This is a genomic window from Massilia sp. TSP1-1-2 (genome assembly GCF_049896185.1).
Taxonomy (GTDB): domain Bacteria; phylum Pseudomonadota; class Gammaproteobacteria; order Burkholderiales; family Burkholderiaceae_D; genus Telluria_A.
In genome coordinates, this window is the sequence record NZ_JAFCTU010000026.1 from 16,482 (window position 1) to 42,020 (window position 25,539).

Here is a 25,539-nt window from a genome sequence, read left to right on the forward strand (position 1 = left end):
CAAATGATGCAAGTGTACAGCGGATCAGGCCGGTTTAATCACGTCCTTGGCGTCAGGCCGAATGGGCGTTCTTTCCGGCCAGGCTTTGCAGGTAGGCATGCGCCTCGGCCGCGCTTTCGTAGATATGCGGCGCCACGCTGCGCTCGGCCAGCGCTTTTCCCAGCTTGGCGCGCAAAAAGCTGCTGGTCGTGTAGCGCGTCACGCCCGCGTAGTAGCGGGCGATCAGCTCCTTGACCATGTCGGTGTAGGCGTCGAGCACGTCGGGCGCGATCGAGAAATTGTCGTAGTTCACGATCGCCTGCACGCGCCGTCCGCCCGGCAGGGCCAGGCGTTCCACCTGGAAGCCGATGGCGTTGACGTCGGCCAGGTTCCGAACGCTGTAGCCTTCGAAATTGATGAATAGCGTATTGTGCCGCTCATCGTAAGCGAAGCGGCTGGCCAGTGGCAGGCTGAGCATCCTGTCGCGCAAGCCCATTTTGTCGTCCTCGAAGATGCGTGCATCCATCAGCGCGACCGTGCCATTGATGCGCGGCGCGAAGTCCATATGGGCCAGGATATCGCGCGCCACGTCCACGCCCGGAGCCACTTCGATTAGTTCCAGTCCTTCTTCGCATAACTGGAATACGCAGCGCTCCGTCACGTACAGCACCGGCTGCTTGCGGCGCACGGCAAACGGTCCGCTGAAGGTGCAGTGTTCGACCTCATCAACAAACTTGCGCACATCATTACCGGCGAAAAACGTTCCCATGAACACAACCTTTTTTGCGTTCTGGCTGATATTGATAAAGCCGCCCGCACCGGCCAGTTTGCTGCCGAACTTGCTCACGTTCAGGTTGCCGTGGCGGTCAGCCTGCGCCAGCCCCAGGAAGGCCACGTCCAGGCCGCCGCCATCGTAGAAATCGAACTGCGACGGCTGGTCGATGATGGCGTCGGCATTGATGGCGGCGCCAAAGTTCAGGCCGCCGGCGGGAATGCCGCCGATTACGCCCGGCTCGGCCGTGAGCGTCACCAGGTCGATCACGTTTTCTTCGTTGGCAATGGCGGCCACGCCTTCGGGCATGCCGATGCCGAGGTTGACCACGCTGTTGGGCTTGAGTTCAAGCGCGGCGCGGCGCGCGATGATGCGGCGCGCACCGGCGAGCATGGGCTGGGCGGAGGCGCCGGGCACGCGAATCTCGGCGCTAAATGCTGCGCTGTAGGGCTCGTCGAAAGTCTGCCAGTGATGTTCCGGACGCGCCAGCACCACGCAGTCGACCAGGATGCCGGGTATGGCCACCCGGCGCGCATTGAGCGAACCGCGCTCGGCAATACGTTCGACCTGCACCATCACGATGCCGCCCGAATTGTGCACCGCCATCGCAATGGCCAGCGCTTCCAGCGTCAGCGCTTCTTTTTCCATCGTGATATTGCCGTCGGTATCAGCCGTGGTGCCCCGCAAGATACCGATGTTGATCGGAAGAGCTTCGTAGAACAGGCATTCTTCGGTGCTCATCGGCATGTCGATTAATTGCACCAGGTCTTGGGTGGTGCGTTCGTTGAGCTTGCCGCCGCCAAAACGGGGATCGACAAAGGTGCCCAGGCCGACCGTCGAGACATGGCCGGGCCGGCGCGCGGCAATGTCGCGAAACAGGTGCGAAATCACGCCCTGCGGCAAATTGTAGGCTTCGATGGCGCCGGACAGCGCCAACTGCTGCAGTTTGGGTACGAGCCCCCAATGGCCGCCGACCACGCGCTTGAGCAAGCCCTGGTGGGCCAGGTGGTTCAGTCCCTTGTCCTTGCCGTCGCCTTGACCGGCGGCGTACACCAGCGTCAGGTCGCGCGGCCCGCCGCCGTCTAAAAACAATTGTTCTAGCGCGATGGCGATCTCTTCGGCGAAACCGATACCGACAAAGCCGCCGGTGGCGACCGTGTCGCCGCTGCGGATCAGCCGCACGGCCTCGCCGGCCGTGACCACCTTGCCTTGCCCTGCGCTGTGCCCGATCATTGCGCGGTCCATCCCCCGTCCACCGTCATGGCCGCGCCGCTGATCTGGGCAGCTGGGGCGGAGCACAGGAAGGCCACCAGCGCGCCGACTTGTTCGGGCGTGGCGAACTGACCGGAGGGCTGCTTTTGCGACAGCAACTGCGCCTGGGCTTGCGCCGGGGCGACATCCAGCCGTGCGGCCAAGTCATCGATCTGTTTTTGCACCAGCGGTGTCAAGACCCAGCCCGGGCACACGGCATTGCACGTGATGCCGGAGCCGGCAGTTTCCAGCGCAATGGCGCGCGTCAGGCCGATTACGCCATGCTTTGCTGCCACATAGGCGCTTTTCATGGTCGAGGCAACCAGGCCGTGCACCGAGGCGATGTTGACGATCCGCCCCGCGCCCTGGGCGCGCATATGGGGCAGGGCGGCCTTGATGGCGTGGAAATTGGACGACAGGTTGATGGCGAGGATAGCGTCCCATTTGTCATCCGGGAATTCTTCGACGGGGGCCGTGTGCTGGATTCCGGCATTGTTGACCAGGATGTCGACGCGGCCCATGCGCGCGCTGGCGAGAGCGACCAGTTCGCGCACTTGCCTGGGGATCGACATGTCGGCGTCGCAGAACAGCACCTCGACGCCGTGATCGCGGGCCATGCCGGCGCGCAGCAGTTCGATGGCGTGCGGGTCGCCAAAGCCGTTAAGGACGATGTTGGCGCCTTGCTCGGCCAGTGCGTGGGCAATGCCCAGGCCGATGCCGCTGGTGGAACCGGTCACGATGGCAGTTTTGTTGCGTAGCATGCAAAAGTCTCCTGGAATGATCGGCCGATGCTGACCGTTCCGGATTACTGAGCAATGATCATGCCAATGTGGGAGGGCGGTTCAAATGACGGGTCGCCACGAGCAAGAAAGCGTTCGCCGCGCAATTGTCGAGGTGGCGGTCGTCTCAAGTTTGAGACTTGTTTGATGCATGGCGGGCGTGGCGCTCTGTTGCTCGGCTTTGTCTCAAATTTTAGACGGTTGTCTCGAATTAGGAGCGGGCGTTACCTGTTAGTTGCTCGGGGCGCTAGGAAAAGCGTCGGCAGTGGTCTGGAATCCGTGCCCGTTACCGGCACCCTTGCCGTTCCGTGGCCAGGGTGGGGATGATCTGCCACCCATGGGAGCCTGGAATGGCCTCTTCGTCAGCGTGCTGCACAAAGATCACGTGACCGCCGGCGCTGCGGATAGACCAGGCGGCGCTAGCAAAGTGTCCATTGGTGACTTTCTGGTTGGGGCTGACGGTGTGTGAAATTTTGGCAAGCCACAATTAATATCCCACCGAATTTGCCGAGATCTAGATTTGAGACAAAGCAAACCTCGACAACAAGGCGAGACTCGTGTCTTTCTCCGCCAGGGACCTATCATGCGCTGTGCGATTCTCGGTTTTGCCACCGGCGCAGCTTGTCTTCAGTCATCGCCTGGCTTGCCCGACGCTGCAGCCCTCGCATGGCTCGCTTGCGCCGCAGTCCTGTGCGGCTGCCTGCGTTACGCGGCAGGCGCTGGCGCCGCAGGCGTGCTGCTCGGCTATTGCTGGGCCGCGCTGCTGGCGACGCTGGCGCTGGCCCCGCAATTGTCGGCGGCGGACGAAGGGCGCGACATCGTCATTACCGGGACCGTCGACAACCTGCCGTACCACTTCGACCAGGGCACGCGTTTCAACTTTGCCGTCGAACGCGTGCAGGACGCGCGCATTCAGGTCCCGCCGCGCATCACACTGGCGTGGTACACGGGTTTTCGCGACAGCGTGCAGCAGGTGGGCGACGTGCAGCCGGGCGAACGCTGGCAGCTGACGGTCCGCTTGCAGCGACCGCACGGTAACGCCAATCCCGAGGGCTTTGACTATGAAGCGTGGCTGCTCGAGCAGGGCGTGCGCGCCACCGGCTATGTGCGTCCGGCCGGCGCGCAAAACCGGCGCATCGACCCTTTCGTGACCAGCGTGGCCAACCTGGTCGAGCGCAGCCGCGCCACGCTGCGCGAACGCATCCTGCGCGCGCTGCCCGGCAAACAATACGCGGGCGTGATCGTCGCGCTGGTGGTGGGCGACCAGCGCGCCATCGACCAGTCGGACTGGAAGGTGTTCAACCGCACCGGCGTTGGACATTTGATCTCGATCTCCGGGCTGCACATCACCATGGTGGCGGGCCTGTTTGCGCTGCTCGTCTCCAGTTTGTGGCGGCGCTCGTTTTTTACGCGTGCCCAATTGCCGCTGTTGCTGCCGGCGCAAAAGGTGGCGGCGCTAACCGGCGCTGCCGTCGCGCTGCTCTACGTGCTGCTGGCCGGCTTTGGCATTCCCGCCCAGCGCACGCTGTACATGCTGGCCGTGGTGGCCGTCGCGCTCTGGTCCGGGCGCCTCGCCAATGTTTCGCACGTGCTGTGCGCGGCGCTCGGCGCGGTGGTCCTGCTCGATCCGTGGGCCGTGCGGGCGCCGGGATTCTGGCTCTCGTTTGGCGCGGTGGCGGTGATCCTGTTTGCCACCACCGGCCGCACCGAAGGGCCGGCCACCCGCTTTTGGAGCGTCATCAAACTGGGGGCGCACACCCAGTATGTGGTCACGCTGGGGCTGGTGCCGCTAACGATGCTGCTGTTCTCGCAGTTCTCGCTGGCCAGCCCATTCGCCAACGCGATCGCCATCCCTCTCATCAGTCTGGTGGTGACGCCGCTGGCACTGGCCGGCGCCATGCTGCCGGCGCCGCTCTCCACATTGCTGCTCACGCTGGCGCATGCCGCGGTCGAAGCGCTGGCCTTAGCGCTGGAAGCCATGAGTGCCATGCCGATGGCGGTATGGAGTGCGCCGGCGCCATCGGCATGGGTGTTTTGCTTTGCGATGGCCGGCACCCTGTGGATGCTGGCGCCGCGCGGCTGGCCGCTGCGCTGGAGCGGCGCCATCGCTTGGCTGCCGCTGCTGGCGGGGCAGCCGTCGCACCCCGACGATGGCCAGTTCACCGTCACCGCGTTCGATGTCGGGCAGGGCATGGCGCTGCTGGTGGAAACGCGCGGGCATCGGCTGCTGTACGACGCCGGGCCGCTGTACTCGGCCGAGTCGAATGGTGGCAACCGCGTGATTTTGCCGTACTTGAAGGCGCGCGGGATCGACGTGCTCGACGCCATGGTGGTGAGCCACAGCGACGCCGATCATGCCGGTGGCGCGCTGGCGGTGCTCGGCGAAATCAAAGTGGACTGGGTCAGCTCGTCGCTGTGGTATGACCACCCGGTGGTGCACGCAGCGCGGCGCCACGTGCGCTGCGTTGGCGGGCAGGCCTGGGTATGGGAGGGCGTGCGCTTCGAAATGCTGCAGCCAAGCTTGGCCAGCTACGACGAGCCGGCCCTCAAGCCGAACGCGCGCGGTTGCACGCTGCGCATCTCGGCGCGCGGGCAGGCTGTGCTGCTGGCGGCGGACATTGAAGCGGCGCAGGAAGCGCAACTGGTGGCGCGCATGCCAGGCTTGCTGCGCGCCCAGGTGCTGCTGGCGCCGCATCATGGCAGCGGAACCTCATCGACGATGGCATTTTTAAAGGCCGTCGATCCTCAGCTGGCCCTGTTCCAGGTGGGTTATCGGAACCGCTATCACCATCCAAAAGCGGAGGTGATCGCGCGCTACCGGATACGTGGCATCGCGCGCTTGCGCAGCGATGAATCGGGCGCGGTGCAGATCAGCTCGAGCGATGGTTTCGTTCCCCATGCCTACCGGCGCGAACACCAGCGCTACTGGTACGGGCATTAAGGCTTGCTGTTGAGAAACGCCCCACCTGTGCGTTGCCACAAACCGGCCTCATCCGTTTAATCCAGAATCTCCTACGGTGGACGCCGCCGGTGGCGCCCCTTACCCGCCTCTTACCTTATGGAGTTGTCATGAATGTGTCCGAATTAGCTTACCTGGCGCGCCGCCCCTACAGCGCCTTGCTGCAAGAAAGTACCATCTTCGGTACGCTCTTTGTCGTCAAGCAGTTACCATTCAATATGCAGCTGCAGACCCAGTCGAACTGGTGCTGGGCGGCGACGGCCAACAGCGTGTCGCATTATTTCTGGCGCTGGAGCACATGGAGCCAATGTAAAATCGCCAACGCGGAACTGGGCCACACCGATTGCTGCCACAGCCCGGTGCCGTCGGACTGCAACGTGCCGTGGTATCTCGACCGCGCGTTGACGCGCACGCGCAACTTTGTCAGCATCCAGGGGCCGGCCAGTTTCGAGCTGGTGCGCGCGCAGATCGATGCCGGCAAACCGGTCGGCGCACGCATTGGCTGGAGCGGCGGCGGCGGCCACTTCATGGTGATCTACGGCTACAGCCTGATTGCCGGGAACGAATACTTCGATATCGACGATCCGATTTACGGCAAGAGCCACATTCCCGTGTCGGAATTTTCAAACAGTTACCAGGGATCGGGCAGCTGGACCCATACTTACTTTATGAAAAGTTACTTCAAATTGCCATTCGACTTCCCGATTCCGGCGGACAAGATCTTGCGCCGCATCTGGGAACTGCGCCCGCTGCTCAAGTTGAAGGGCGACCTGGCGGACGTCAATCCGCGCGACGCCAGCGACGACCAGGACGCCTCCGTGGGTCTGGCGCAGCGCATCTATGCCGTCGGGCTTGACGCCTTGCTGCGCGGGGACGCCGTTGCGCCCGAGGCGGTCGGCCTGCGCGTCTACGAGATGGCGGGCGAGGTGCCGCGCGCCTTTTTCGATATCAGCGAGGATGACGAGGCGCGCCTACTGCAGATGTCGGCCGCCAAGGTCCACCTGGACGCCTTTGCGCGCGCCCTGGCGGTCGCGCTCGGGCAGGCCAAGGAAGACCAGACGTACGAATTGCGTCTGTTCCGGGTGCCGGCGTTGAACTTCGAGGCGCTCTGGATCAGCTCCGACGGCGATGCTGCCAAGGATGTGCTGGTGCCTACGCGCAGCGTGGGGCGCCTGGCGCCGTATCAGGTGGTGGCGCTGCCAGACGCGCTGGCCGCACTGCGCGAAGCTGCGCGGCCGCTGGCGAACATGGATGACACCATCGGCGCCTGATGGTGGGCTGGGTTGCCAGTCTTGCAACAGAGTTGGCGCCGGTCGGGAAAGGTCGATGGCGCCTGCGCGGCCGCCTTTTCCGACCAGCGCCGTCGAGACGCATGGCGGAATGCGAGCCTTGCCCTTTTCCGCCCTACAGAGGCTCTTCACCACTCGCGCGCGCGGATGATCGAGGGATTTCTTTACTCACGGCTTGTCAGGAGCGGTAAACCATGCGACCGCCGACTGTGCCACCTCCGCCGGTATCGTATGCCCGCCGTCAAATTCTTCGTACGTCACATCAAATTCCAGCCGTTCCAGTTGCTTGACGATACTGCGGGCACAGGGATTGACGGGGAGTACCTCGTCCTCGGTGCCGTGCGAAATATAAATCTTCGGCTCGCCGCGCGCCGTCATCGGCCCGATGTCCGAGCCGTAAGTGCGCGCCGCAATGATGTCCCAGGTGCCGGCGTCGGAGGCTGGCGCGACGAGCATCATGCCGGCCTGGTCCGCCTGCGAACGCAAGATGTCGAGGCCGTCCTGCGCGTGGCCGCCTGCGCCGTGCAGCAACACCACCAGCGGCATCGGATACAGCGGGTGATAGCGCGACGGCACGTACAAATAACTGTCGCGCTTGCCGCCGACAGGCAGCGTTTGCATCCCGGTCGGCGCCAGTGCCGTGACCGGCCCGGGACGCGCGTACAAATGCGCTTGGGTGGGCATCGCTTCCTCCTACAAATGAGGGTAAGAACAGCGCCGGCGCGATTGGTTCGCGCGCCTCTAGTGCGTTTCCTCTAAACCATGATCGGCGGGGCGCGAATCCCCTTACAATTTGGCGATGAGCAAACCCCTGATCCACTTTTCGCACGGCAACAGCTACCCGGCCGGCAGCTACCGCCAGTTTTTCGATTACCTGCGCGACGAGTTCGATATCCGTTCGATCGACATGTACGGCCATGATCCGCGCTATCCGGTCACGGACGGCTGGCCCAAGCTGGTCGAGCATCTGGTCGCCAGTCTTGAAACGTATCCCGAGCCGGTGATCCTGGTCGGCCATTCGCTGGGCGGCATGCTCAGCATGATGGCGGCCAAGCAGCGGCCCGACCTGGTGCGCTGCGTGGTGATGCTCGATTCGCCCGTGGTGGCCGGCTGGCGCGCCATGCTGCTGCGCTTTGCCAAGGGCCAGCGCTGGGCCGACCGGTTTTCGCCGGCCAAGTCGTCGAAAAAGCGGCGCAACGTGTGGCCCGACGCGCAGGCCGCGCATGCGCACTTCAACAGCAAACCCATGTTCGCCGCCTGGGCGCCCGGGGTGCTCGCCGACTACCTTGAACATGGCCTCGAGCCGCATCCGGAAGGGGTGCAACTGCGCTTTCGGCGCGAAGTCGAAACCGCCATTTACCGCGCGCTGCCGCACCACCTGGGCACGCTGATGGGCGGGCAGTTTCCGGTGCCGATCGGCTTTGTGGCCGGCGTCGCCTCCGAAGAATTACGCCAGGCCGGGCTGGGCGCCACGCGCGCGCTGGTGGGCGAGCATTTCAGCCCGATCGAGGGCGGGCACCTGTTCCCGATGGAGTCGCCAGAGAAGGCGGCGCGTCTGACGCGCGAGATGATCGGGCGGCTGCTCAAGCAGGCTAAATAGTCTGGCGGGCGCTTTTCGCGTAAAATCGCGTGAAATTAACCCACCAATCTGGAAGAAGCCTCCGCGATGACTATCAAAAGCGATAAATGGATCCGCCGCACGGCGCTCGCCACCGGCATGATCGAACCGTTCGAACCGCAACAGGTGCGCGAAGTGGATGGGCGCAAGATCATCTCGTATGGCACCTCGTCTTATGGCTACGACATCCGCTGCGCCGACGAGTTCAAGATTTTCACGAATATCAACAGCACCATTGTCGACCCGAAGAATTTCGATCCGAACTCGTTCGTGGACGTCAAAAGCGATGTCTGCATCATTCCACCGAACTCGTTCGCGCTGGCGCGGACCATGGAGTACTTCAGGATTCCGCGCAATGTGCTGACCATTTGCCTGGGCAAGTCGACCTACGCGCGCTGCGGCATCATCGTCAACGTGACGCCGTTCGAGCCGGAGTGGGAAGGCTACGTGACGCTGGAGTTTTCAAACACCACGCCATTGCCGGCCAAGATTTATGCGGGCGAAGGCTGCGCGCAGGTGCTGTTCTTCGAGAGCGATGAAGTGTGCGAGACCTCGTACAAGGACCGCGGCGGCAAGTACCAGGGACAGAGCGGCGTCACCTTGCCGAAGGCTTGATCAGGAAGGCGGGGCGGGGCCATGTACCCGCTTGGCATGTCGGCGATCCTTACAGGAGCCCGATGCAACATATCATGCCATTGTCGTTAAGTAATTGATTTATAGACATTATCCCGCCAGTGTACTTACACTGGCGCAACTTGTGCTTTTCCCCTGGCAAGCCGCTTACTTGAGCGGCGTAGTCAAAACGATATATGGGAAAACTGCATGAAACTACTACAAAAATTACTGGCAGCAGCAGTGCTGGCGATGCCCGTCGCGGCATTTGCGTTCCCGATCGCCGCATCCGGAACGGAAGGACTGGTCGTACTGGCCGGTAACACCGGCGATATTGTCGCCACTTACCAGGGCAACACGGCGTCATTCAGTAACGACCTGTACCTGTACACCGATGACGGCATTGCCGGTAACGATGTCCTGATATTCAACAATCATGCCTCGCCGATCGGCAGTACTTTCAACCTGGGCTCTTTCGCTACCGGGTCTGAACTGCTGTTCCGCCTGCATGTGAACAATACGGGCAACGACTACTTCACTGGCGCTGCCACGCGCAACCTCGACAACAATTTCCATGCGCGCGTTCAAGAGAACTGGATGCCTGGTACAACCCTGGTCAGCTTCGAAGACCTGTTGGGCGGGCCGTTCGACTACAACGACCTGAGCTTCTCGTTCACCAACACGGTGACCACGGCCCCGGCAGACGTTCCCGAACCGGCAATGCCGCTGCTGTTCGGCCTGGCACTTGCGGGCCTGATTGGTTCGCGCCGCCGCGCCTAAGTTTCTCCGCAATAAAAAAGGCCCGGTCGCTGCAAGCGCCGGGCCTTATTTTTAACTGTCGCCTACTGCATGACGCAATCGACGAAGTAACCTCGCTTGCCATCGACTTCGCGCTTGACCAGGCCGTGCACGTCCGTTTCGAAGCCCGGGAAGCGCTCGTTGAAGTCGCGCGCAAAGCGCAGGTAATCGACGATGGTCTTGTTGAACCGCTCGCCGGGAATGAGCAGTGGAATGCCCGGCGGATAAGGCGTCAACAGGATTGCCGTGATGCGTCCTTCCAGGTCTTCGAGCGCAACGCGTTCGATTTCGCGATGCGCCATCTTGGCGAATGCGTCCGATGGTTTCATCGCAGGGATCATGTCCGACAAATACATCTCGGTCGTCAGGCGCGCCACGTCGTAGGCCTGGTAGAAATCGTGGATCTGCTGGCACAGGTCGCGCAGGCCCATCGCTTCGTAGCGCGGGTTGGCGGCCGCAAATTCGGGCAGGATGCGCCACATCGGCTGGTTCTTGTCGTAGTCGTCCTTGAACTGCTGCAGCGCCGTGACCAGCGTGTTCCAGCGGCCCTTGGTAATCCCGATCGTAAACATGATGAAGAACGAATACAGCCCGCACTTTTCGATGATCACGCCGTGTTCGGCCAGGTACTTGGTGACGATCGAGGCGGGAATGCCGGTCTTGCCGAACATGCCGTCAAGCGACAGGCCGGGCGTGACCACCGTGGCCTTGATCGGGTCGAGCATGTTGAACCCGGGAGCGAGGTTGCCAAAGCCGTGCCAGGTGTCTTCGGCGCGAATCATCCAGTCGTCCTGGGTGCCGATGCCTTCTTCGCTGAAGGTGTCCGGGCCCCAGACCTTGAACCACCACTCGTCGCCAAATTCAGCGTCGACCTTTTTCATCGCGCGCCGGAAGTCCAGCGCCTCGAAAATCGACTCTTCGACCAGCGCCGTGCCGCCTGGCGCTTCCATCATGGCCGCGGCCACGTCGCACGAGGCGATGATCGAATACTGGGGCGAGGTCGAGGTGTGCATCAGATACGCCTCGTTGAAGGCATCGCGGTCGAGCTTGACGGTTTCCGATTCGCGCACCAGCACCTGCGAGGCCTGCGACAGGCCCGCGAGCAGCTTGTGGGTCGATTGAGTCGAGAAAATCATCGATTCCTTGGCGCGCGGACGGTCCTTGCCGATTGCGTGCATGTTCTTGTAGAAGTCGTGGAAGGTCGCGTGCGGCAGCCATGCTTCATCGAAGTGCAGGGTGTCGATCTTGCCGTCCAACATTTCGCGCAGCGTCTCGACGTTGTAGACCACGCCGTCATAGGTCGACTGGGTGATGGTCAGGATGCGCGGCTTTTTGTTGACCGCTTCGCGCGCGAACGGATTGGCTTCGATCTTGCGGGCGATCGACTCGGGCGTAAATTCCTCGAGCGGGATCGGGCCGATGATGCCCAGGTGGTTCCGGGTCGGCATCAGGAACACGGGAATGGCGCCGCACATGATGATCGAGTGCAGGATCGACTTGTGGCAGTTGCGGTCCACGACGACGATGTCGCCGGGAGCGACCGTCGAGTGCCACACCATCTTGTTGGAGGTCGAGGTGCCGTTGGTGACGAAATAGCAGTGGTCGGCGTTGAAGATGCGCGCCGCATTGCGCTCCGACTTGGCCACGGGGCCGGTATGGTCGAGCAGTTGGCCGAGTTCCTCGACCGCGTTGCACACGTCCGCGCGCAGCATGTTCTCGCCAAAGAACTGGTGGAACATCTGGCCGATCGGCGACTTGAGGAAGGCTACGCCGCCGGAGTGGCCGGGGCAGTGCCACGAGTACGAGCCGTCGTTGGCGTAGTTAACGAGCGCGCGGAAAAACGGCGGCGCCAGGCCGTCGAGGTAAGACTTCGCTTCGCGGATGATGTGGCGCGCGACGAATTCGGGCGTGTCCTCGAACATGTGGATGAAGCCGTGCAGCTCGCGCAGGATGTCGTTCGGGATATGGCGCGAGGTGCGCGTTTCGCCGTAGATGTAGATCGGGATGTCCGCATTCTTGTGGCGGATCTCCTTGATGAACGCGCGGATCGAAATGAGGGCTGAATCGGTCTCGGCGACCGATCCTTCGCCGAACTCTTCATCGTCGATCGACAGCACAAAGGCGGACGCGCGCGACTGCTGCTGCGCAAACTGCGACAGGTCGCCGTAGCTAGTCAGCCCGAGTACTTCCATGCCTTCTTTTTCCATCGCATCGGCCAGCGCGCGGATGCCAAGGCCGGAGGTGTTCTCGGAACGGAAATCCTCATCGATGATGACGATCGGGAAGCGAAATTTCATGGACAGCTCCAAAGCAGAGCGCCGTGAGGGCAGGGACGTCGCTCACGGCACCGGTAAAAAATAAGAAGCGGATTTTCGCAGAAAAGGCGCCAATCCGGTGAAAAAACTTTTGTAAGAATATTGCAAGAACAGCCACAAGCGGGCTCTGGCGTCGCACACTTGGCGCGGCGCCGGTTCAAGCCTGGCGCCCCACCTTTTCATAGGTGACAAACGCGTACGCATAACCGTTGGCGTCCGAATGATACGCCTCGCGCGCCGATTGCGCCCACGCGTTGTGGTCGATGGCGGGGAAGAAGGTGTCGCAGGAAAAGGTATGGGCAATTTCGGTCACGATCATGCGCTCGGCCAGGGCGATCGCATCATTGAAAATCTGGGCCCCGCCGATGATGAAAGCGCTCGCCTCGCCCACCAGCTTGACGGCAGCGCCCAGTGACGGCACCGCTTCCACGCCCTCGTGGCGCCAGTTGGCATTGCGCGTGATGACGATATTGCGCCGGTTCGGCAGCGCGCGGCCGATCGAGTCGAACGTCTTGCGTCCCATGATGATCGGGTGGCCGGACGTGACACGCTTGAAATGCGCCAGATCCTCGGGCAGGTGCCAGGGCAGCTTGTTGTCAACGCCGATCCCGCGTTCTGCGTCGATAGCGACCACGATGGTGAGCGTGGCGCTCATACGGCCACCGGCGCGCGGATCAGCCCCTGCGGCGCATAGCCTTCAAAGGCGAAGTCGTCGAACTGGTAATCGAACAGAGAATCAGGTTTGCGCTTGATGACCAGCTTGGGCAGCGCCATCGGCGCGCGCGACAGCTGCAGCTCGACCTGCTCCATGTGGTTTGCGTACAGGTGGCAGTCGCCGCCGGTCCAGATAAAGTCGCCCACGTCCAGGCCGGCCTGCTGCGCCATCATGTGGGTCAGCAGGGCGTAGGAGGCGATATTGAAGGGCACGCCCAAAAAGATGTCGGCGCTGCGCTGGTACAGTTGGCACGACAGCTTGCCGTCGGCGACGTAGAACTGGAACAGCGCGTGGCAAGGCGGCAGCTTCATGTTCGGCACGTCGGCCACGTTCCAGGCCGAGACGATCATGCGGCGCGAGTCCGGATTGTTCCTGATCTGGTCCAATACTTGCACTATCTGGTCGATGTGACCGCCGTCGGGCGTGGGCCAGTTGCGCCACTGGTAGCCGTAGATGGGGCCGAGGTTGCCGTCGGCGTCGGCCCAGTCATCCCAGATCGACACCCCGTTCTGCTTGAGGTAATCGATGTTGGTGGAGCCGTTCAGGAACCAGATCAACTCATGGATGATGGATTTCAGGTGCAGCTTCTTGGTGGTCACCAGCGGAAAGCCTTCCCGCAGGTTAAAGCGCATCTGGTGGGCGAAAACGGAACGGGTTCCGGTGCCGGTGCGGTCGGTTTTTACGGTGCCATGTTCTTTCACATGGCGCATCAGGTCGAGGTATTGGCGCATCGCGTAGGTTCGGTGGATTTGAGGTGATTGTAACTTAGGCGCACACTTCGGCGGCGAGGATCGCAAACGCCTCGCGCACCCGATCGTCAAGCAAGTTGGCGAGGTTGTCGCCCACGTACAGTTCGATGACGCTGGTGTCAGGCAGGGCGCCGTGCGCGGCGCGGCCGAACAGCCAGATGCGGTGCTCTTGCGCCACGCGGTTGCGGATCGCCAGCGCCTTGTCGCGGCTGACGGGCAGATGCAGGTGCAGCATATTGGCCTGCGGGCGGGCAGGATTGGGGCGCAGCGCTGGATAGTCGCGCAGCAGCGCGTAAAGCCACTCTGTGCGGCGAAACAGGGCGGGCATGGCGGCCAGGCGCGCATTGAACTGCATGGCTGCGGCCACGATATACGGCGAGCGATGGATGACATTGCCGCCCTGGCGCCGGAACGACTCGGCCGCGCGCGCCACAAAGCTGCGCGAGCCGGCCAGCATCGCGCCGCCAAGCCCACCGATCCCCTTGTACAGTGACACGTAGCACGAATCGGCGCCCGCGGCGATGTCGGCCACGGGGCGATTGTAGGCGGCGGCGCATTCCCACAGGCGCGCGCCATCGATGTGCAGGTGGACGTTGCGGCGGCGGCAGTGGGCCTTGATGGCCGACAGCTCTTCCCATGAAGGATTCTGGCCGCCGATTTCGCGCATTGGCACTTCGATGGCCACGGCGCCCAGGCGGTCCGGGATCGCTTCAAGATCATCGGGCGACCATGGCCGGTGACGCTCGCCCACCTGCAGCGCATGGAAGTGTGCGAACAGTTGATAGTTCGATTTTTCGTGGACGATGATGTGCGAGGTAGGATGGAGCGCAACCAGTTGGCTGGCGCGGTCCTCGCAGCCGAGCCGCAGCGCGGTAACCTGCGCCATCGTCCCGCTGATGCAAAAAACGGCCGCTTCGAAGCCGAGAATGGCGGCGACCTCATCTTCGAAGGCCTGGATCAGGGCGCCGTCGCCGTAGACGTCATGCGCGACCTGGTTGGCGTCGCACCACGCCGCCATCGCAGCAAACATTGCCGCCGGCGCCCGCGCCTTGTGTCCGGGAATCACCGTATCACACTGTTGCAAGAGTTCAGCATCTGTCATCACACACTCCTCCGGGGTCAGACCACAATTTTGAAATAGTTTTTTAATTGGGGTCAGACCTCGCGGTTCGAGCAATTTATTTCCGTGTTGCCACGACTTTGTACCGTCGAACACTGGAAAGGACCGACAAGGCCCAGATTGTCCCAAATACTCGCCGAATCTTGCCATGCACCTTCAAAAATTACTCGAAACACGAGGTCTGACCCCAATTAAAAAATTGTTTTCTAACTGAGGTCTGACCCCGGGTTTAGTGGGTGATGTGGACGTTGTGGAACTGGAGGGCGGCGAGGTTGGCGTAGATGCCGCCAAGGGCGACCAGCGTGGAATGGGTGCCGGTTTCGACGATTTTGCCGTCTTCCATGACGATGATGCGGTCGGCACGCTGTACCGTCGCCAGCCGGTGCGCGATGATGACGGTCGTGCGCCCCACCATCGCCGCTTCCAGCGCGCTCTGGACCAGGCGCTCCGACTCGGCGTCGAGCGCACTGGTCGCTTCGTCCAGCAGCAGCAGCGGGGGATTTTTGAGCAGGGCGCGCGCAATCGCGATGCGCTGGCGTTGCCCGCCGGAGAGGCGCACGCCGCGCTCGCCCAGGAAGGATTTGTAGCCTTGCGGCAGTCGCTCGATGAATTCGTGCGCGGCCGCCATGCGCGCCGCCGCAATCACTTCGGCATCGGTCGCGCCGGCCCGGCCGTAGCGGATGTTTTCCATCGCGTCGGCCGAAAAGATGATGGTGTCCTGCGGGACGATGCCGATTGCGTCGCGCAAGGTGTGCAGGTCGAGCTGCCTGATGTCGACGCCGTCCAGCGTGATGCTGCCGCTTTGCGGATCGTAAAAGCGCAAGAACAACTGGAACAGCGTGGTCTTGCCCGCGCCCGACGGGCCGACCACGGCCACCGTTTCGCCAGGCTGGATCGACAGCGACAGGTGCGCCAGCGCCGCCGTCTCGGGCCGCGACGGGTACGAGAACGTCACATCCGACAGCGCCAGCGCGGCGCCGGTCGCCATGCGCGCCGGCAGCGCCAGCGGCTGGGCGGGGTTCTGGATCGACGACTTGACCGACAGCAGTTCAAGCAGGCGCTCGGTGGCGCCGGCGGCGCGCTGGGCTTCGCCCATCACTTCGGACAGCGCGCCAATCGAGCCGGCCACGATCGATGCGTACAAAATGAACTGGCCAAGGTCGCCGCCCGTCATTTCGCCGTTCAGCACCGCGTGCGCGCCCAGCCACAGCACGAACACGATGGTCCCGAACACGAGCACGATGGCAATCATGGTCAGCAGCGCGCGCGCGCGGATGCGCCGCATGGCTGTCTGAAACGCGCTTTCGACCGAGGCGCCAAAGCGCGTCGATTCGATTTTTTCATGGGTGAACGCCTGTACCGTCGGCATGGCGTTCAGGATTTCGCCGGCCATGGCCGAGGCGTCGGCTATCCGGTCTTGCGAGTCGCGCGAGAGCTTGCGCACGCGGCGTCCGAACAGGATGATCGGCACGATCACTAGCACCAGCAGCACCAGAATAATCGACGAAAGCTTCACGCTGGTCACGAACAGCATTGCCAGACCGCCCACGAACAGCAGCACGTTGCGCAGCGCCATGGAGATGCTGGTGCCGACCACGGCCTGGATCAGCGTGGTGTCGGTGGTGATGCGCGAGAGGACTTCGCCGGTCTGCGTGGTCTCGAAAAATTCGGGACTCTGGTTGACCACGTGGGCGTAGACAGCGCTGCGGATGTCGGCGGTGACGCGCTCGCCCAGCCACGAGACAGTCAGAAAGCGCGCCGCCGTGGCCAGCGCCAGCACGGTGGCCACGCCGAACAGCGCCAGGAAGGTGGCGTCGACGTGCTTGATGCTGCGCGCTCCGGCCGAGGCGCCAAAGCCAAGGTCGATCATTTGCTTGAACGAGTACGGTATGGCCAGTGTGGACGCGGCGGCGACAACCAGGGCGATCGCGGCCAGCATGAACTGGCGCCGGTACGGGCGCAAAAACGGGAACAGGCCCTTGAATGCAGCCAGACTGCCTTTGCGGCTTGCTTCGGTCGCGCTGGTGCTCGCTGTGCTGGCGGTGCTGGCCGTGCTGGTGGTGCTGGTGGAGCTATTGGTCATCGTGTCTTATGCTGTGCGGTGTAATTTTAAAGTGTCATCGGGCGGTGGTAGCCGACCAGTTCAAGGTATCCATGCCCCGCAGGCACGCCGTCGCGCCCGACCGATACCGCGCCTTCCCAGTAGACGGCGCCGGTCGAGCGGCGCGAATCGAGCTCCTGGTCGCTCTGCAACGGTGTTATCTGCCATTTGGTCGATCCGGTGACGATGGTCGTCGCTACCGGATAGTCGGCGTTCGTACGGGGCGAGCGCCAATGCGCCTGCGGGGTAAAACTGACTTGATCGGGTTCATACTGCGTGACTTTGCCGCGCGCGTCGCGGACCGTTGCGTGCGCCCATAGTTTACCACCTTGTTTGCTTCGGATCTGAAAAGCCATCAGCGCCGAGCCGTCATCGAGGTTGGCGCCGATCCAGTCCCAGCCCGCCGCGTCAGGATCGAGCGCCTGGCTGGACCACTCGTGATCGAGCCAGGCCGTCCCTTCGACCGGGCGCGCAGTCGCCCCGCTGCCGGCCGTGCCGCGCACCAAAAGCTGCGGTTCGCTGTAATAGTAGCTGGCGTTGGCCGCGTCGCGCCCCTTGCGCGAGTAGCCCCCCTGGCCCTGCAACAGCAGCGCCTGGCGCGGGGCCAGGGTGAGGTCAAGCTGCAGTTGGGCCGACTTGATGCTCACTTTGTAGACGCCGTCGGCGCCGCGCACCATGCGCCAGTCCTCCAGCTTGATGTCGGTGGTGCCTGGCTTGGCATAGGCCAAACCGAAGCCTTCGCGCGTGGAGCGCTGGTCGTGCGCGAGTTTGCCGAGCGCCGGGTCGGACAGCGCGGCGTGGCCGATGATCAGCTGGCGCGGGGCAAAGGCGCTCGGGTTGTCCTTGCCCTGGCCGGTCGCGCTGCGAAAGAACGTGACCTGAAAACCGAGCGGCTTGCCGTCCGCGCCCTTGAGCCAGCCGGTGACGTACCACCACTCGGTCTTGAAGGCGGGATGGGCGCCGTAATCGGCCGGGAAAACCAGCGCGCGGCCCGGCACCACGGGCGCAAAATCGGCCGCCTGGCAAGCTTGCGACAGCAGCAACAGCAGCATGAAAACAAAGCGCATTACCAGTCCTCCCTGACGGCGCGTATCGGTCCGCCGGAGAGCGCATAGCGCCCCGACACCAGCGCGGTGAGCACGGACGCCACCAGCAGCGCGGCGGCCACGCTGGCCAGCAGGGGCCACGGCACGTTGAGCTGCATCGACCAGTGGAACGATTGCGGATTGACGATATAGACCAGCACAAAACTGATCAACAGCCCGAGCGCAAACCCGCAGGCCACGCCCAGCGCCGACAGCGAGCCGCCCTCAAGGGCCAGGATGCGCAGGATTTGCCCGCGCGTGACGCCGACGTGGCGCAGCATGCCAAATTCCTTTGCGCGCGCAATCGTCTGGGCCGAAAACGTGGCGGCCACGCCCGCCATACCGATGGCAATGGCGATCGCCTCCAGCAGGTAGGTGACGGCAAAGCTGCGGTCGAAGATCTTCATGCTCACGTCGCGAATTTCGCCGGGCCTTGCGTACGCGAGGGCGGCGCCAAAGGGCAGGGCGCGAATGCGCGCCTCTAACTGCTGCGAGCTGGTCCCGGGCGCGGTCCATACGGCGACATCGTTGACGGCGGCGTCGCCGGACAGGGCCCGGTAGTCTTCCAGGCGCACGTGGACGCCACCGTTCTGGTGCACGTAGTCGCGCACCACGCCGGCGACAAAAAACGCCTGCATGCTGCCACCGAGCGGCACGCGCAGCTGTCCGCCCACCTTGACCTGGTACAGGTCGAGCATCGCGCCCGACACCCAGGCCGGGCGCGCACCGGCCGGCACGGGGACGCTAGCGCCTTCGAGCACCATGGCGCGGCCGGGGTCGAGCGTATCGATATGGCGTGCGATCAGGGTCACGGGCGGGCGCGCCGGGTCGAGCGAGAGGTCGCGGCCACGCAGAAATTCGACCCGGGCCGCGCCCGGCAGTGCGCCAAGCGCCGCCTGCTCGGCCGGGCCCAGGCCGCCGGCGCTGCCGCTGTTTTCAATGCGCAGGTACAGGTCGGCGGGCAGCAGGCGCACCAGCCAGTCGTCCAGCGACACCCGAAAGCTCGACACCATGATCGCCATGGCGACCATCAGTGAAAAACTCGAGAGCACGCCACCCAACGCAATGCCGGCCTGCCCGGAAGCGTTGGCCAGCCGCGCCAGCGTCAGCGCCAGCACCGGGTGCTGGCGCGCGCGCGCCATGGAGATGCGGTTAAGCTGCGTGAAGACGACGCCGGCCAGGCGCGGCATCATGCCGATGCCGCCGATGAGAAGCAAAGCGATTGCCAGGTAGCCGAACAGCGGCAGCTCGAACACGGGCGGCGCAAAAGCCATGGCCGCGGCCAGCGCAAAGCACACCATGGACGGCCACAGGCGTGCCAGGCGCGCCAGCGCCGCTTCATCGTTGCCCGATTTTAGCGCCACGGCGGGCGCGGCGCGGGCAGCTTCCAGCGCCGGCGCCATGCCGCCCAGGACCGCCACGCCCAGGCCGAGCGCAAAAAAGACGCTCGCGGCCAGCGGCGGGAACACGATGCTCGGGCGCACGCCGGAAAAAAAGCCGGCGCCAAGGTCGGCGCCAAAATAACGCAGCGCGAGCGCCGCCAGCGCGTAGCCGGCGCCGATGCCCAGCAGCGCGCCCAGCAGACCCAGGCTGGCGCCTTCGAGCAGCACCTGGCGCAGCAGCGTGCGCCGTTCGACGCCGAGCACGCGCAGCAGCGCAAACTGGCTGCGCCGGCGCATCACAGACAGCGCCTGCGTGGAAAACACCAGGAAGGCGCCGGTAAACAGGGCGACCAGCGCTAGCACGGTGAGGTTGACGCGATAGGCCCGGCTCATGCCGCTGTTGCGGCTTTCCTGGGCCGTGTCGTTGGGCTGCTCGACCCGAAAGCGGCCCGGAAAGTCGCGCTCGAGCGCTGCCGCCAGATCGCGTTCGACCGCCTCGCGGTTGGCGCCGGTGCGCAGTTTGAGGTCGATGCGCGAGAGCACGCCCACTTTGCCAAAGCGCCATTGGGCCGCGCCAATGTCCATCATGGCGATGCGCTGCCCGGGCCGCGCCTGCGCCAGCTGGCCGGCCACGCGCAGCGTAAAGTCGCTGGTGCCCGAGCGCAGCACCACGCTGGCGCCGGCGGCGCGCTTGAGCCAGCTGGTTGCCGCCGGCGAGAGGAAAATGGCGTCATCGGCGAAAATATCGGCCGCCTTGCCGGACGCGCTGGCCCCCACCAGGCCGGGCGTGACGTAGCCGGCCCGAAACGCGTCGACGCCGACCACTTGCAGCGTGGTTCTTTGCCCCGGCACGCCCGCATTGACCAGCAAGACGGGCGAGGCCACGGCCACCATCGGGTGTTCGGCAATGCGCGGAAAGAGCGCTTCATCGAACCAGGCTTCGGTGCCCGTGATGTGCAGGTCGGCCTGGCCGGAAATGCTTTTGGTGGCCGCCGAAAACTCGTTGAAGGCCGCCGAATTGATCAGGTGGATGGCAAAGCCCATGGCCACGCCGACCGCAATGGCGGCAATGGCCAGCAGTGCGCGGATGGGGTGAGCGCGCCATTCACCGAACAGCAGCCAGCGGGTCAGCAAAGTCAATCGGGACACTCCGACGCCACGTACTCGGCCACGCGCATCGCTTTCTCTTTGAGCGCCTGGGTTTCCAGACCCACGGCGGCGGTGACTTCATCGTCGGCGAATTTTTTCTGCAGGCGCAGCTTCTCGCAGCGGTTGCGTCGCCCGGTAGCCAAGCGGGCGTCGGAATCAGCATAGCGCTTGTCCTGTTTTTCGCGGATCAGGCGCTCTTTTTCGAGCCGGTCGAGCGCGATTTCCTGGCGCTTGAGTTCGGCGGCGACGGCAGGGTCGGGCTTGGGGGCGTCGGGCACGTCAACGGGTGTACTGGTCACGCCCTTGCACGGCGCGCCGGAATAGACCAGGGTGCCATTGACGCGGCATTTGTACAGTTTTTGGGCGTTGGCCACTGTGCACAAGGAGGACAGCGAGCACAGCAAAAGCAAGGAAATCAAGCGCGACATGTTCTCTCTCCCGAAGTTCATAGGATTTTCCCAGGATTCATGATGCCCAGCGGATCAAGCGCGTTTTTGATTGCACGCATCATGTTCAGTTCCACGGGGCTCTTGTAGCGTACCAGTTCGTCACGTTTTAAGGTGCCAATTCCGTGCTCGGCAGATATTGATCCTCCGAAACGGTCGACGCTGTCGTGCACCAGACGATTGATCGCCTCCTGGTGCTGCAAAAACGCGGCGTGCGCCGTGCCGTCGGGCGGGGCTACGTTGTAATGCAGGTTGCCGTCGCCCAGGTGGCCGAAACACACCAGCTGGCAGCCGGGAAAGGCGGACAGCAGCAGCGCGTCGGTCTGCTCGATGAAGTCGGCGATGCGCGAAATGGGCAGCGACACGTCGTGCTTGATGTTGCTGCCGGCGGCTGCCTGCGCCATCGAAATGTGTTCGCGCACCTGCCACAGGCCGCGCGACTGGGCAACCGAGGTGGCGACTACGGCGTCGTCGGCCATGCCCGCTTCCAGCGCGCCGGCAATGGCGCGTTCGAGCAGATCGATGGCGTGCCGTTCCGACTCGCTGCTGGACAGTTCCACCAGCACGTACTGGTTGTGGCGCGCCAAAAAGGGCCTGGGCAGCAGCGGGAAGTGGGTGGCCACCAGGCGCAGTGCAAAGTCCGACATCAGTTCAAAGCCCGTCAGGCTGGCGCCGCAACCGTCTTGCATCAGGCTGAGCAGGCCGAGCGCGCCGCGCGGCGAGGCCAGCGCGACCATGGCCGTGATTGATGCCTTCGGTTGCGGGAACAGCTTGAGGACGGCGCCGGTGATGACGCCGAGCGTGCCTTCGGCGCCGATGAACAGGTCGCGCAAGTCGTAGCCGGTGTTGTCCTTGCGCAGGCCGCGCAGGCCGCTCCACAGCTCGCCCTGGGGCGTGACCACTTCCAGACCGAGGCACAGCTCGCGCGTGTTGCCGTAGCGCAGCACCGCGGTGCCGCCGGCATTGGTGGAAAGGTTGCCGCCGATGGTGCAACTGCCTTCGGCCGCCAGCGACAGCGGAAACAGGCAGCCGTGTTGCGCGGCCGCCTCCTGGATAGTGTGCAGGATGCAGCCGGCGTCCACCGTGATGGTGCGGTTGACCGGGTCGATCGCGCGCACCTGGGCCAGGCGCGCCAGCGACAGCACCACGGCGCTGCCGCTGGCGTCAGGCACGCCGCCTTGCACCAGACCGGTTTTGCCGCCTTGCGGCACCAGTGGAATGCCAAATGCGGCGCAGGCCTGGACCAGTTGCACCACTTGCGCCACGGTATCCGGGCGCAGCACCGCCAGCGCCTTGCCCGTAAACCGGCCGCGCCAGTCAGTGAGGAACGGTGCCATGTCGCATTCCCTGGACAATACGTGGCTGTCCCCGGCGATGTCGCGGCAGCGGCGCAGGAAAGCAGCCGTCATTGCTTGGACGTGACCTTTTCGAGCAACTCCTTGGCGATGCGTTTTGCCGCCATTTTGTAGGGGCGCAAATACAGCAGCGCGCAGACAAAATAAATGCAGACCAGGACAACTTCGCCCCAGGCCATGAGTTGCGACGCCGGCAGCTTGTCGCTCCAGGCGCGCACCGAGCCTTCAATGAAGTACAGCAGGATCACCATGGATGACCACTGCAGCGTATAAATGTCGCGCTTGATGACGCCGCCCAGCGGAATGAGCAGCGGCACGGCTTTCAGCGCCAGCCACGAGCCGCCTGGATGCAGCGGGGCGACGACTACTTCCCACACCACCAGCCAGACGATCAGCGCGACCAGACTGGCAATGGCGCCCAGGTGAAAATATTTTGGCGATTCCATTAGCGCGCTCCGCCAAGTTTGACAGCCGTTTCGGCCAAACGTTTGCCCATCGCGACGGCCAAACGCTTTTCGTCGTCGGTGATGGCCTTGTTGCCGTCGATACCGGACCAGTGGGTCGGGCCGTACGGGCTGCCGCCGCTGGCGGTGGTCATCAGTTCGGGGTGGGTGTACGGCAAGCCCATGATCAGCATGCCGTGGTGTAGCAGGGGAATCATCATCGTCAGCAAGGTTGATTCCTGGCCGCCGTGCAGGCTGCCGGTGGAGGTAAATACGACCGCAGGCTTGCCTGACAGGGTGCCCGACAGCCATTCGGCCGCGGTGCCGTCGAGGAAGTACTTGACGGAGGCGGCCATGTTGCCAAAGCGCGTGGGCGAGCCGAGCGCAAGGCCGGCGCATTCGGCCAGGTCTTGCAGCTCCACATAGGGCGCGCCGCCGGAAGGAATGTCGGCCTCGGTCGCTTCGGTCACGGTGGACACGGCCGGCACCGTGCGCAGGCGCGCATCAACGCCGGGCACGCTTTCGACCCCCTGGGCGATCAGTTCGGCCAGCTTGCGCGTGGCCCCATGGCGCGAGTAATACAAAACAAGAATAATCGGATTCGTAGGGTTCATCATTGGTATTATAGGGCGCTTTGAATGCCGATATCGCCACGCGACGCCTTTTTCCGACCACATGCTTTCTAAAATTTCCCGCTCCACCAACCAAATGATCCACTCGAGCGTCGATGTCGTGCGCGGCCTGACCTGGAGCGAAGCGCGCGACCTGTTTTATTTCGCGCGCCGCCGCCTTGGCGAGGAGCAATTGCAGCAGGTCGCGGGCGGCCTGACGTTTACGACCACGCTGGCCTTGGTGCCGCTGTTGACGATCATTCTCGCGATCTTCACGACCTTTCCCATATTCCATAATTTCCGCACGGCGCTGGAGGCGTATTTCGTCCAGACGATGATGCCGCGGGGCATATCCGAGACCGTGATCGGGAGCCTCACCACCTTTGCCAGCAAGGCCAAGGGCTTGTCGGCGGTGGGCGCGGTCATGCTGTTTTTCACCTCGGCCAGCATGATGGGGATGATCGAGCGCGCCTTCAACCAGATCTGGAAGGTCAGGCGCGTGCGCCCGATCGGGCAGCGGGTGGTGATTTATTGGGCGCTCGTGACGCTGGGGCCTTTGCTGTTCGGCCTGTCGATCACGGCCACCTCGCAATTGTTTTTGGCCACGACGGGGCTGACGCAGGTGTCGCCATTTGTGACCTCGTTGTTTTATACCATCGTGTCGGTCGGGCTGACCGGGGGCGCGTACACGCTGCTGTACATGCTGGTGCCGAACAAATTCGTCGACTGGCGCGACGCCATGTGGGGCGGTCTGGTGGCGGCGGTGGCGTTTGAGGTTGCCAAGCGGCTGTTTGCGATGTTCATTCGGCAGTTCCCAAGTTATGCCGTAATTTACGGCGCGCTGGCGGCGCTGCCCTTGTTTTTAACGTGGATTTATCTGTCGTGGATGATCACGCTGGTGGGGGCGCTGCTGACGGCGGCGCTGCCGGTCGTGAAATATGAGCGCTGGTGGTACAAGCCGGTGCCGGGCGGGGCGTTTGTGGACGCGATGGCGATCCTCAAGGTGCTGCACGGCAGCGCGCAGGTGAATCTGACCGCGCTGGTGTCGTCGGCGTCGATCAGGGCGCATACGCGCTTTGGCTATGACGAGATGACGTCGCTACTCGAGCGCATGCTCGCTGAAGGGTGGGTCGGGCGCGTGCAGGATGATGTGACGGCGCGCGCGCGCTGGGGCAAGGGCGTGGTGGAAAATGCGGACAACTGGGTTCTGCTGGCCAATGTGAATAAGCTGAGGCTGGCCGATGTGTACCGGCTGTTTGTGTTCAATGGCGTGGCAGTGGATGCGGCCAAGCCGCTCGACCTGGATCAGGACTCGCCGATGACCTTGGATACCAGTGCGCTGGCCCGGCAGGTGGAGCTGGCGGTGGAAGGCGGGCTGGATCAGACGCTGGCCGAGCATTTTGCGCGGGGGGCGCTGGTCGAGGCGTGACGCAAGGCGGCGCGGCAGTTGCCAGCCGCCCCGACCCGCTTTCACGCGCGGCGCTATGTTACAGTTTGCTGTTCTGGCAGCCGGCGCTGGCGCATTCGCGCACACGGTCCTGCAAAAACTGGGCGCGTGCGATGGTCGTGCTCGACGCACATTGCAAATCAACATAGAAACGGTCGGTTTCCGCCTTCGAGCAAGACCTGTTCCGATCCTGCATCCACCCGAGTTGGCGCTTTTTGAGCGCTTTCTTTCCTTCAGAATCGAGCTTGGCAGAGAGCTTCTGGTAATTCTCGTTCAGTTCCTTGTCCGCTTCCTGATACACCTTGTTCAGGCAATACAAACCATCGAAATCGTTCTTCGGTTTGTCGCAGGCGGAGTTGGCAAAGGCGGCGCTTGATGCACACAGCAGGGCGGCAATGACGATGCGTTTCATGTTTTCCTCAAAGTGCGACCAGCCCGGCGCCGCCATCGGCGCTGCAAGCTGCTCTCCACAGGCTTGTAAAGTTACCATAACGAAAACAAGTTGGCCAACGGTCATTCATTGTTATTGATATTTGACCAACATTCTGCTATGATCGCCGCGGC

General features: G+C 63.5%; 21 protein-coding genes. 6 read left to right on the forward strand and 15 right to left on the reverse strand.

The genetic code is table 11. From position 1 onward, the window contains the following. Positions 1-52: 52 nt before the first annotated feature. On the reverse strand, positions 53-1,996 hold the full coding sequence (locus ACP7BV_RS19795; protein WP_426106243.1) for an acyl CoA:acetate/3-ketoacid CoA transferase: 1,944 nt from the start codon (positions 1,994-1,996) through the stop codon (positions 53-55). Continuing rightward, positions 1,981-2,763, reverse strand: a complete 783-nt coding sequence (locus ACP7BV_RS19800) for a 3-hydroxybutyrate dehydrogenase (RefSeq protein WP_426106244.1) — start codon at positions 2,761-2,763, stop codon at positions 1,981-1,983. Before ACP7BV_RS19800 ends, ACP7BV_RS19795 begins: the two co-directional genes overlap by 16 nt. 601 nt (positions 2,764-3,364) lie before the next feature. Between ACP7BV_RS19800 and ACP7BV_RS19805 the strand changes: the two genes are divergently transcribed. Both ACP7BV_RS19805 and ACP7BV_RS19810 read left to right on the forward strand, forming a co-directional pair. Next, a complete protein-coding gene (locus ACP7BV_RS19805; protein WP_426106245.1) occupies positions 3,365-5,722 on the forward strand; it encodes a DNA internalization-related competence protein ComEC/Rec2 in 2,358 nt (785 codons plus the stop codon). Between the two features lie 128 nt (positions 5,723-5,850). Beyond that, positions 5,851-7,011 (forward strand): papain-like cysteine protease family protein, encoded by a 1,161-nt coding sequence (locus ACP7BV_RS19810; protein WP_426106246.1) that lies wholly within the window; start codon positions 5,851-5,853, stop codon positions 7,009-7,011. Between the two features lie 186 nt (positions 7,012-7,197). Here ACP7BV_RS19810 and ACP7BV_RS19815 read toward each other — a convergent pair whose 3' ends face one another. Then, a complete protein-coding gene (locus ACP7BV_RS19815; protein WP_426106247.1) occupies positions 7,198-7,713 on the reverse strand; it encodes an alpha/beta hydrolase in 516 nt (171 codons plus the stop codon). 115 nt (positions 7,714-7,828) lie between these two features. Here ACP7BV_RS19815 and ACP7BV_RS19820 point away from each other — a divergent pair, with 115 nt between their 5' ends. From ACP7BV_RS19820 to ACP7BV_RS19830, 3 genes are all read left to right on the forward strand, one after another. Then, the gene (locus ACP7BV_RS19820) at positions 7,829-8,629 is read left to right on the forward strand and encodes an alpha/beta fold hydrolase (protein WP_426106249.1); all 801 of its coding nucleotides are present in this window, start codon (positions 7,829-7,831) and stop codon (positions 8,627-8,629) included. A 66-nt stretch (positions 8,630-8,695) separates the two neighbouring features. After that, the gene (dcd, locus tag ACP7BV_RS19825) at positions 8,696-9,262 is read left to right on the forward strand and encodes a dCTP deaminase (RefSeq protein ID WP_426106250.1); all 567 of its coding nucleotides are present in this window, start codon (positions 8,696-8,698) and stop codon (positions 9,260-9,262) included. A gap of 207 nt (positions 9,263-9,469) precedes the next feature. Beyond that, complete coding sequence (locus tag ACP7BV_RS19830) at positions 9,470-10,039, forward strand: PEP-CTERM sorting domain-containing protein (RefSeq protein WP_426106251.1); 570 nt, start codon at positions 9,470-9,472, stop codon at positions 10,037-10,039. A gap of 62 nt (positions 10,040-10,101) precedes the next feature. Here the strand turns inward: ACP7BV_RS19830 and ACP7BV_RS19835 are convergent, their stop codons facing one another. The 11 genes from ACP7BV_RS19835 to wrbA form a co-directional block, all read right to left on the reverse strand. After that, positions 10,102-12,354, reverse strand: a complete 2,253-nt coding sequence (locus ACP7BV_RS19835; RefSeq protein ID WP_426106252.1) for an Orn/Lys/Arg decarboxylase N-terminal domain-containing protein — start codon at positions 12,352-12,354, stop codon at positions 10,102-10,104. Between the two features lie 175 nt (positions 12,355-12,529). After that, positions 12,530-13,027, reverse strand: coding sequence for a dihydrofolate reductase (locus ACP7BV_RS19840; protein ID WP_426106253.1), 498 nt, complete (start codon positions 13,025-13,027; stop codon positions 12,530-12,532). Further along, the gene (locus tag ACP7BV_RS19845; protein WP_426106254.1) at positions 13,024-13,818 is read right to left on the reverse strand and encodes a thymidylate synthase; all 795 of its coding nucleotides are present in this window, start codon (positions 13,816-13,818) and stop codon (positions 13,024-13,026) included. The genes ACP7BV_RS19840 and ACP7BV_RS19845 overlap by 4 nt, the downstream gene beginning before the upstream one ends. Positions 13,819-13,852: 34 nt before the next feature. Beyond that, the gene (locus tag ACP7BV_RS19850) at positions 13,853-14,938 is read right to left on the reverse strand and encodes a threonine aldolase family protein (protein WP_426106256.1); all 1,086 of its coding nucleotides are present in this window, start codon (positions 14,936-14,938) and stop codon (positions 13,853-13,855) included. A gap of 247 nt (positions 14,939-15,185) precedes the next feature. Then, positions 15,186-17,039 carry an ABC transporter transmembrane domain-containing protein gene (locus tag ACP7BV_RS19855; RefSeq protein ID WP_426106257.1) on the reverse strand — a complete coding sequence of 618 codons (1,854 nt, stop codon included), beginning with the start codon at positions 17,037-17,039 and terminating at the stop codon, positions 15,186-15,188. Between the two features lie 26 nt (positions 17,040-17,065). Then, positions 17,066-18,124: a lipocalin-like domain-containing protein gene (locus tag ACP7BV_RS19860; protein ID WP_426106258.1), complete on the reverse strand. Its 1,059-nt coding sequence runs from the start codon at positions 18,122-18,124 to the stop codon at positions 17,066-17,068. Further along, a complete protein-coding gene (locus ACP7BV_RS19865) occupies positions 18,124-20,673 on the reverse strand; it encodes an ABC transporter permease (RefSeq protein WP_426106259.1) in 2,550 nt (849 codons plus the stop codon). The genes ACP7BV_RS19860 and ACP7BV_RS19865 overlap by 1 nt, the downstream gene beginning before the upstream one ends. After that, positions 20,661-21,122 (reverse strand): DUF4124 domain-containing protein, encoded by a 462-nt coding sequence (locus ACP7BV_RS19870; RefSeq protein ID WP_426106260.1) that lies wholly within the window; start codon positions 21,120-21,122, stop codon positions 20,661-20,663. The genes ACP7BV_RS19865 and ACP7BV_RS19870 overlap by 13 nt, the downstream gene beginning before the upstream one ends. Beyond that, positions 21,119-22,528, reverse strand: a complete 1,410-nt coding sequence (locus ACP7BV_RS19875) for an FAD-binding oxidoreductase (RefSeq protein ID WP_426106261.1) — start codon at positions 22,526-22,528, stop codon at positions 21,119-21,121. Before ACP7BV_RS19875 ends, ACP7BV_RS19870 begins: the two co-directional genes overlap by 4 nt. Next, a complete protein-coding gene (locus tag ACP7BV_RS19880; RefSeq protein ID WP_426106262.1) occupies positions 22,525-22,920 on the reverse strand; it encodes a DUF2069 domain-containing protein in 396 nt (131 codons plus the stop codon). The genes ACP7BV_RS19875 and ACP7BV_RS19880 overlap by 4 nt, the downstream gene beginning before the upstream one ends. Then, positions 22,920-23,531 (reverse strand): NAD(P)H:quinone oxidoreductase, encoded by a 612-nt coding sequence (gene wrbA, locus ACP7BV_RS19885; RefSeq protein ID WP_426106301.1) that lies wholly within the window; start codon positions 23,529-23,531, stop codon positions 22,920-22,922. The genes ACP7BV_RS19880 and wrbA overlap by 1 nt, the downstream gene beginning before the upstream one ends. A gap of 61 nt (positions 23,532-23,592) precedes the next feature. Between wrbA and ACP7BV_RS19890 the strand changes: the two genes are divergently transcribed. Continuing rightward, positions 23,593-24,957: a YihY family inner membrane protein gene (locus ACP7BV_RS19890; RefSeq protein ID WP_426106264.1), complete on the forward strand. Its 1,365-nt coding sequence runs from the start codon at positions 23,593-23,595 to the stop codon at positions 24,955-24,957. Between the two features lie 58 nt (positions 24,958-25,015). On the opposite strand, the gene ACP7BV_RS19895 is transcribed toward ACP7BV_RS19890, so the two are convergent. Beyond that, positions 25,016-25,492 (reverse strand): lysozyme inhibitor LprI family protein, encoded by a 477-nt coding sequence (locus tag ACP7BV_RS19895; RefSeq protein ID WP_426106265.1) that lies wholly within the window; start codon positions 25,490-25,492, stop codon positions 25,016-25,018. Positions 25,493-25,539: the final 47 nt, after the last annotated feature.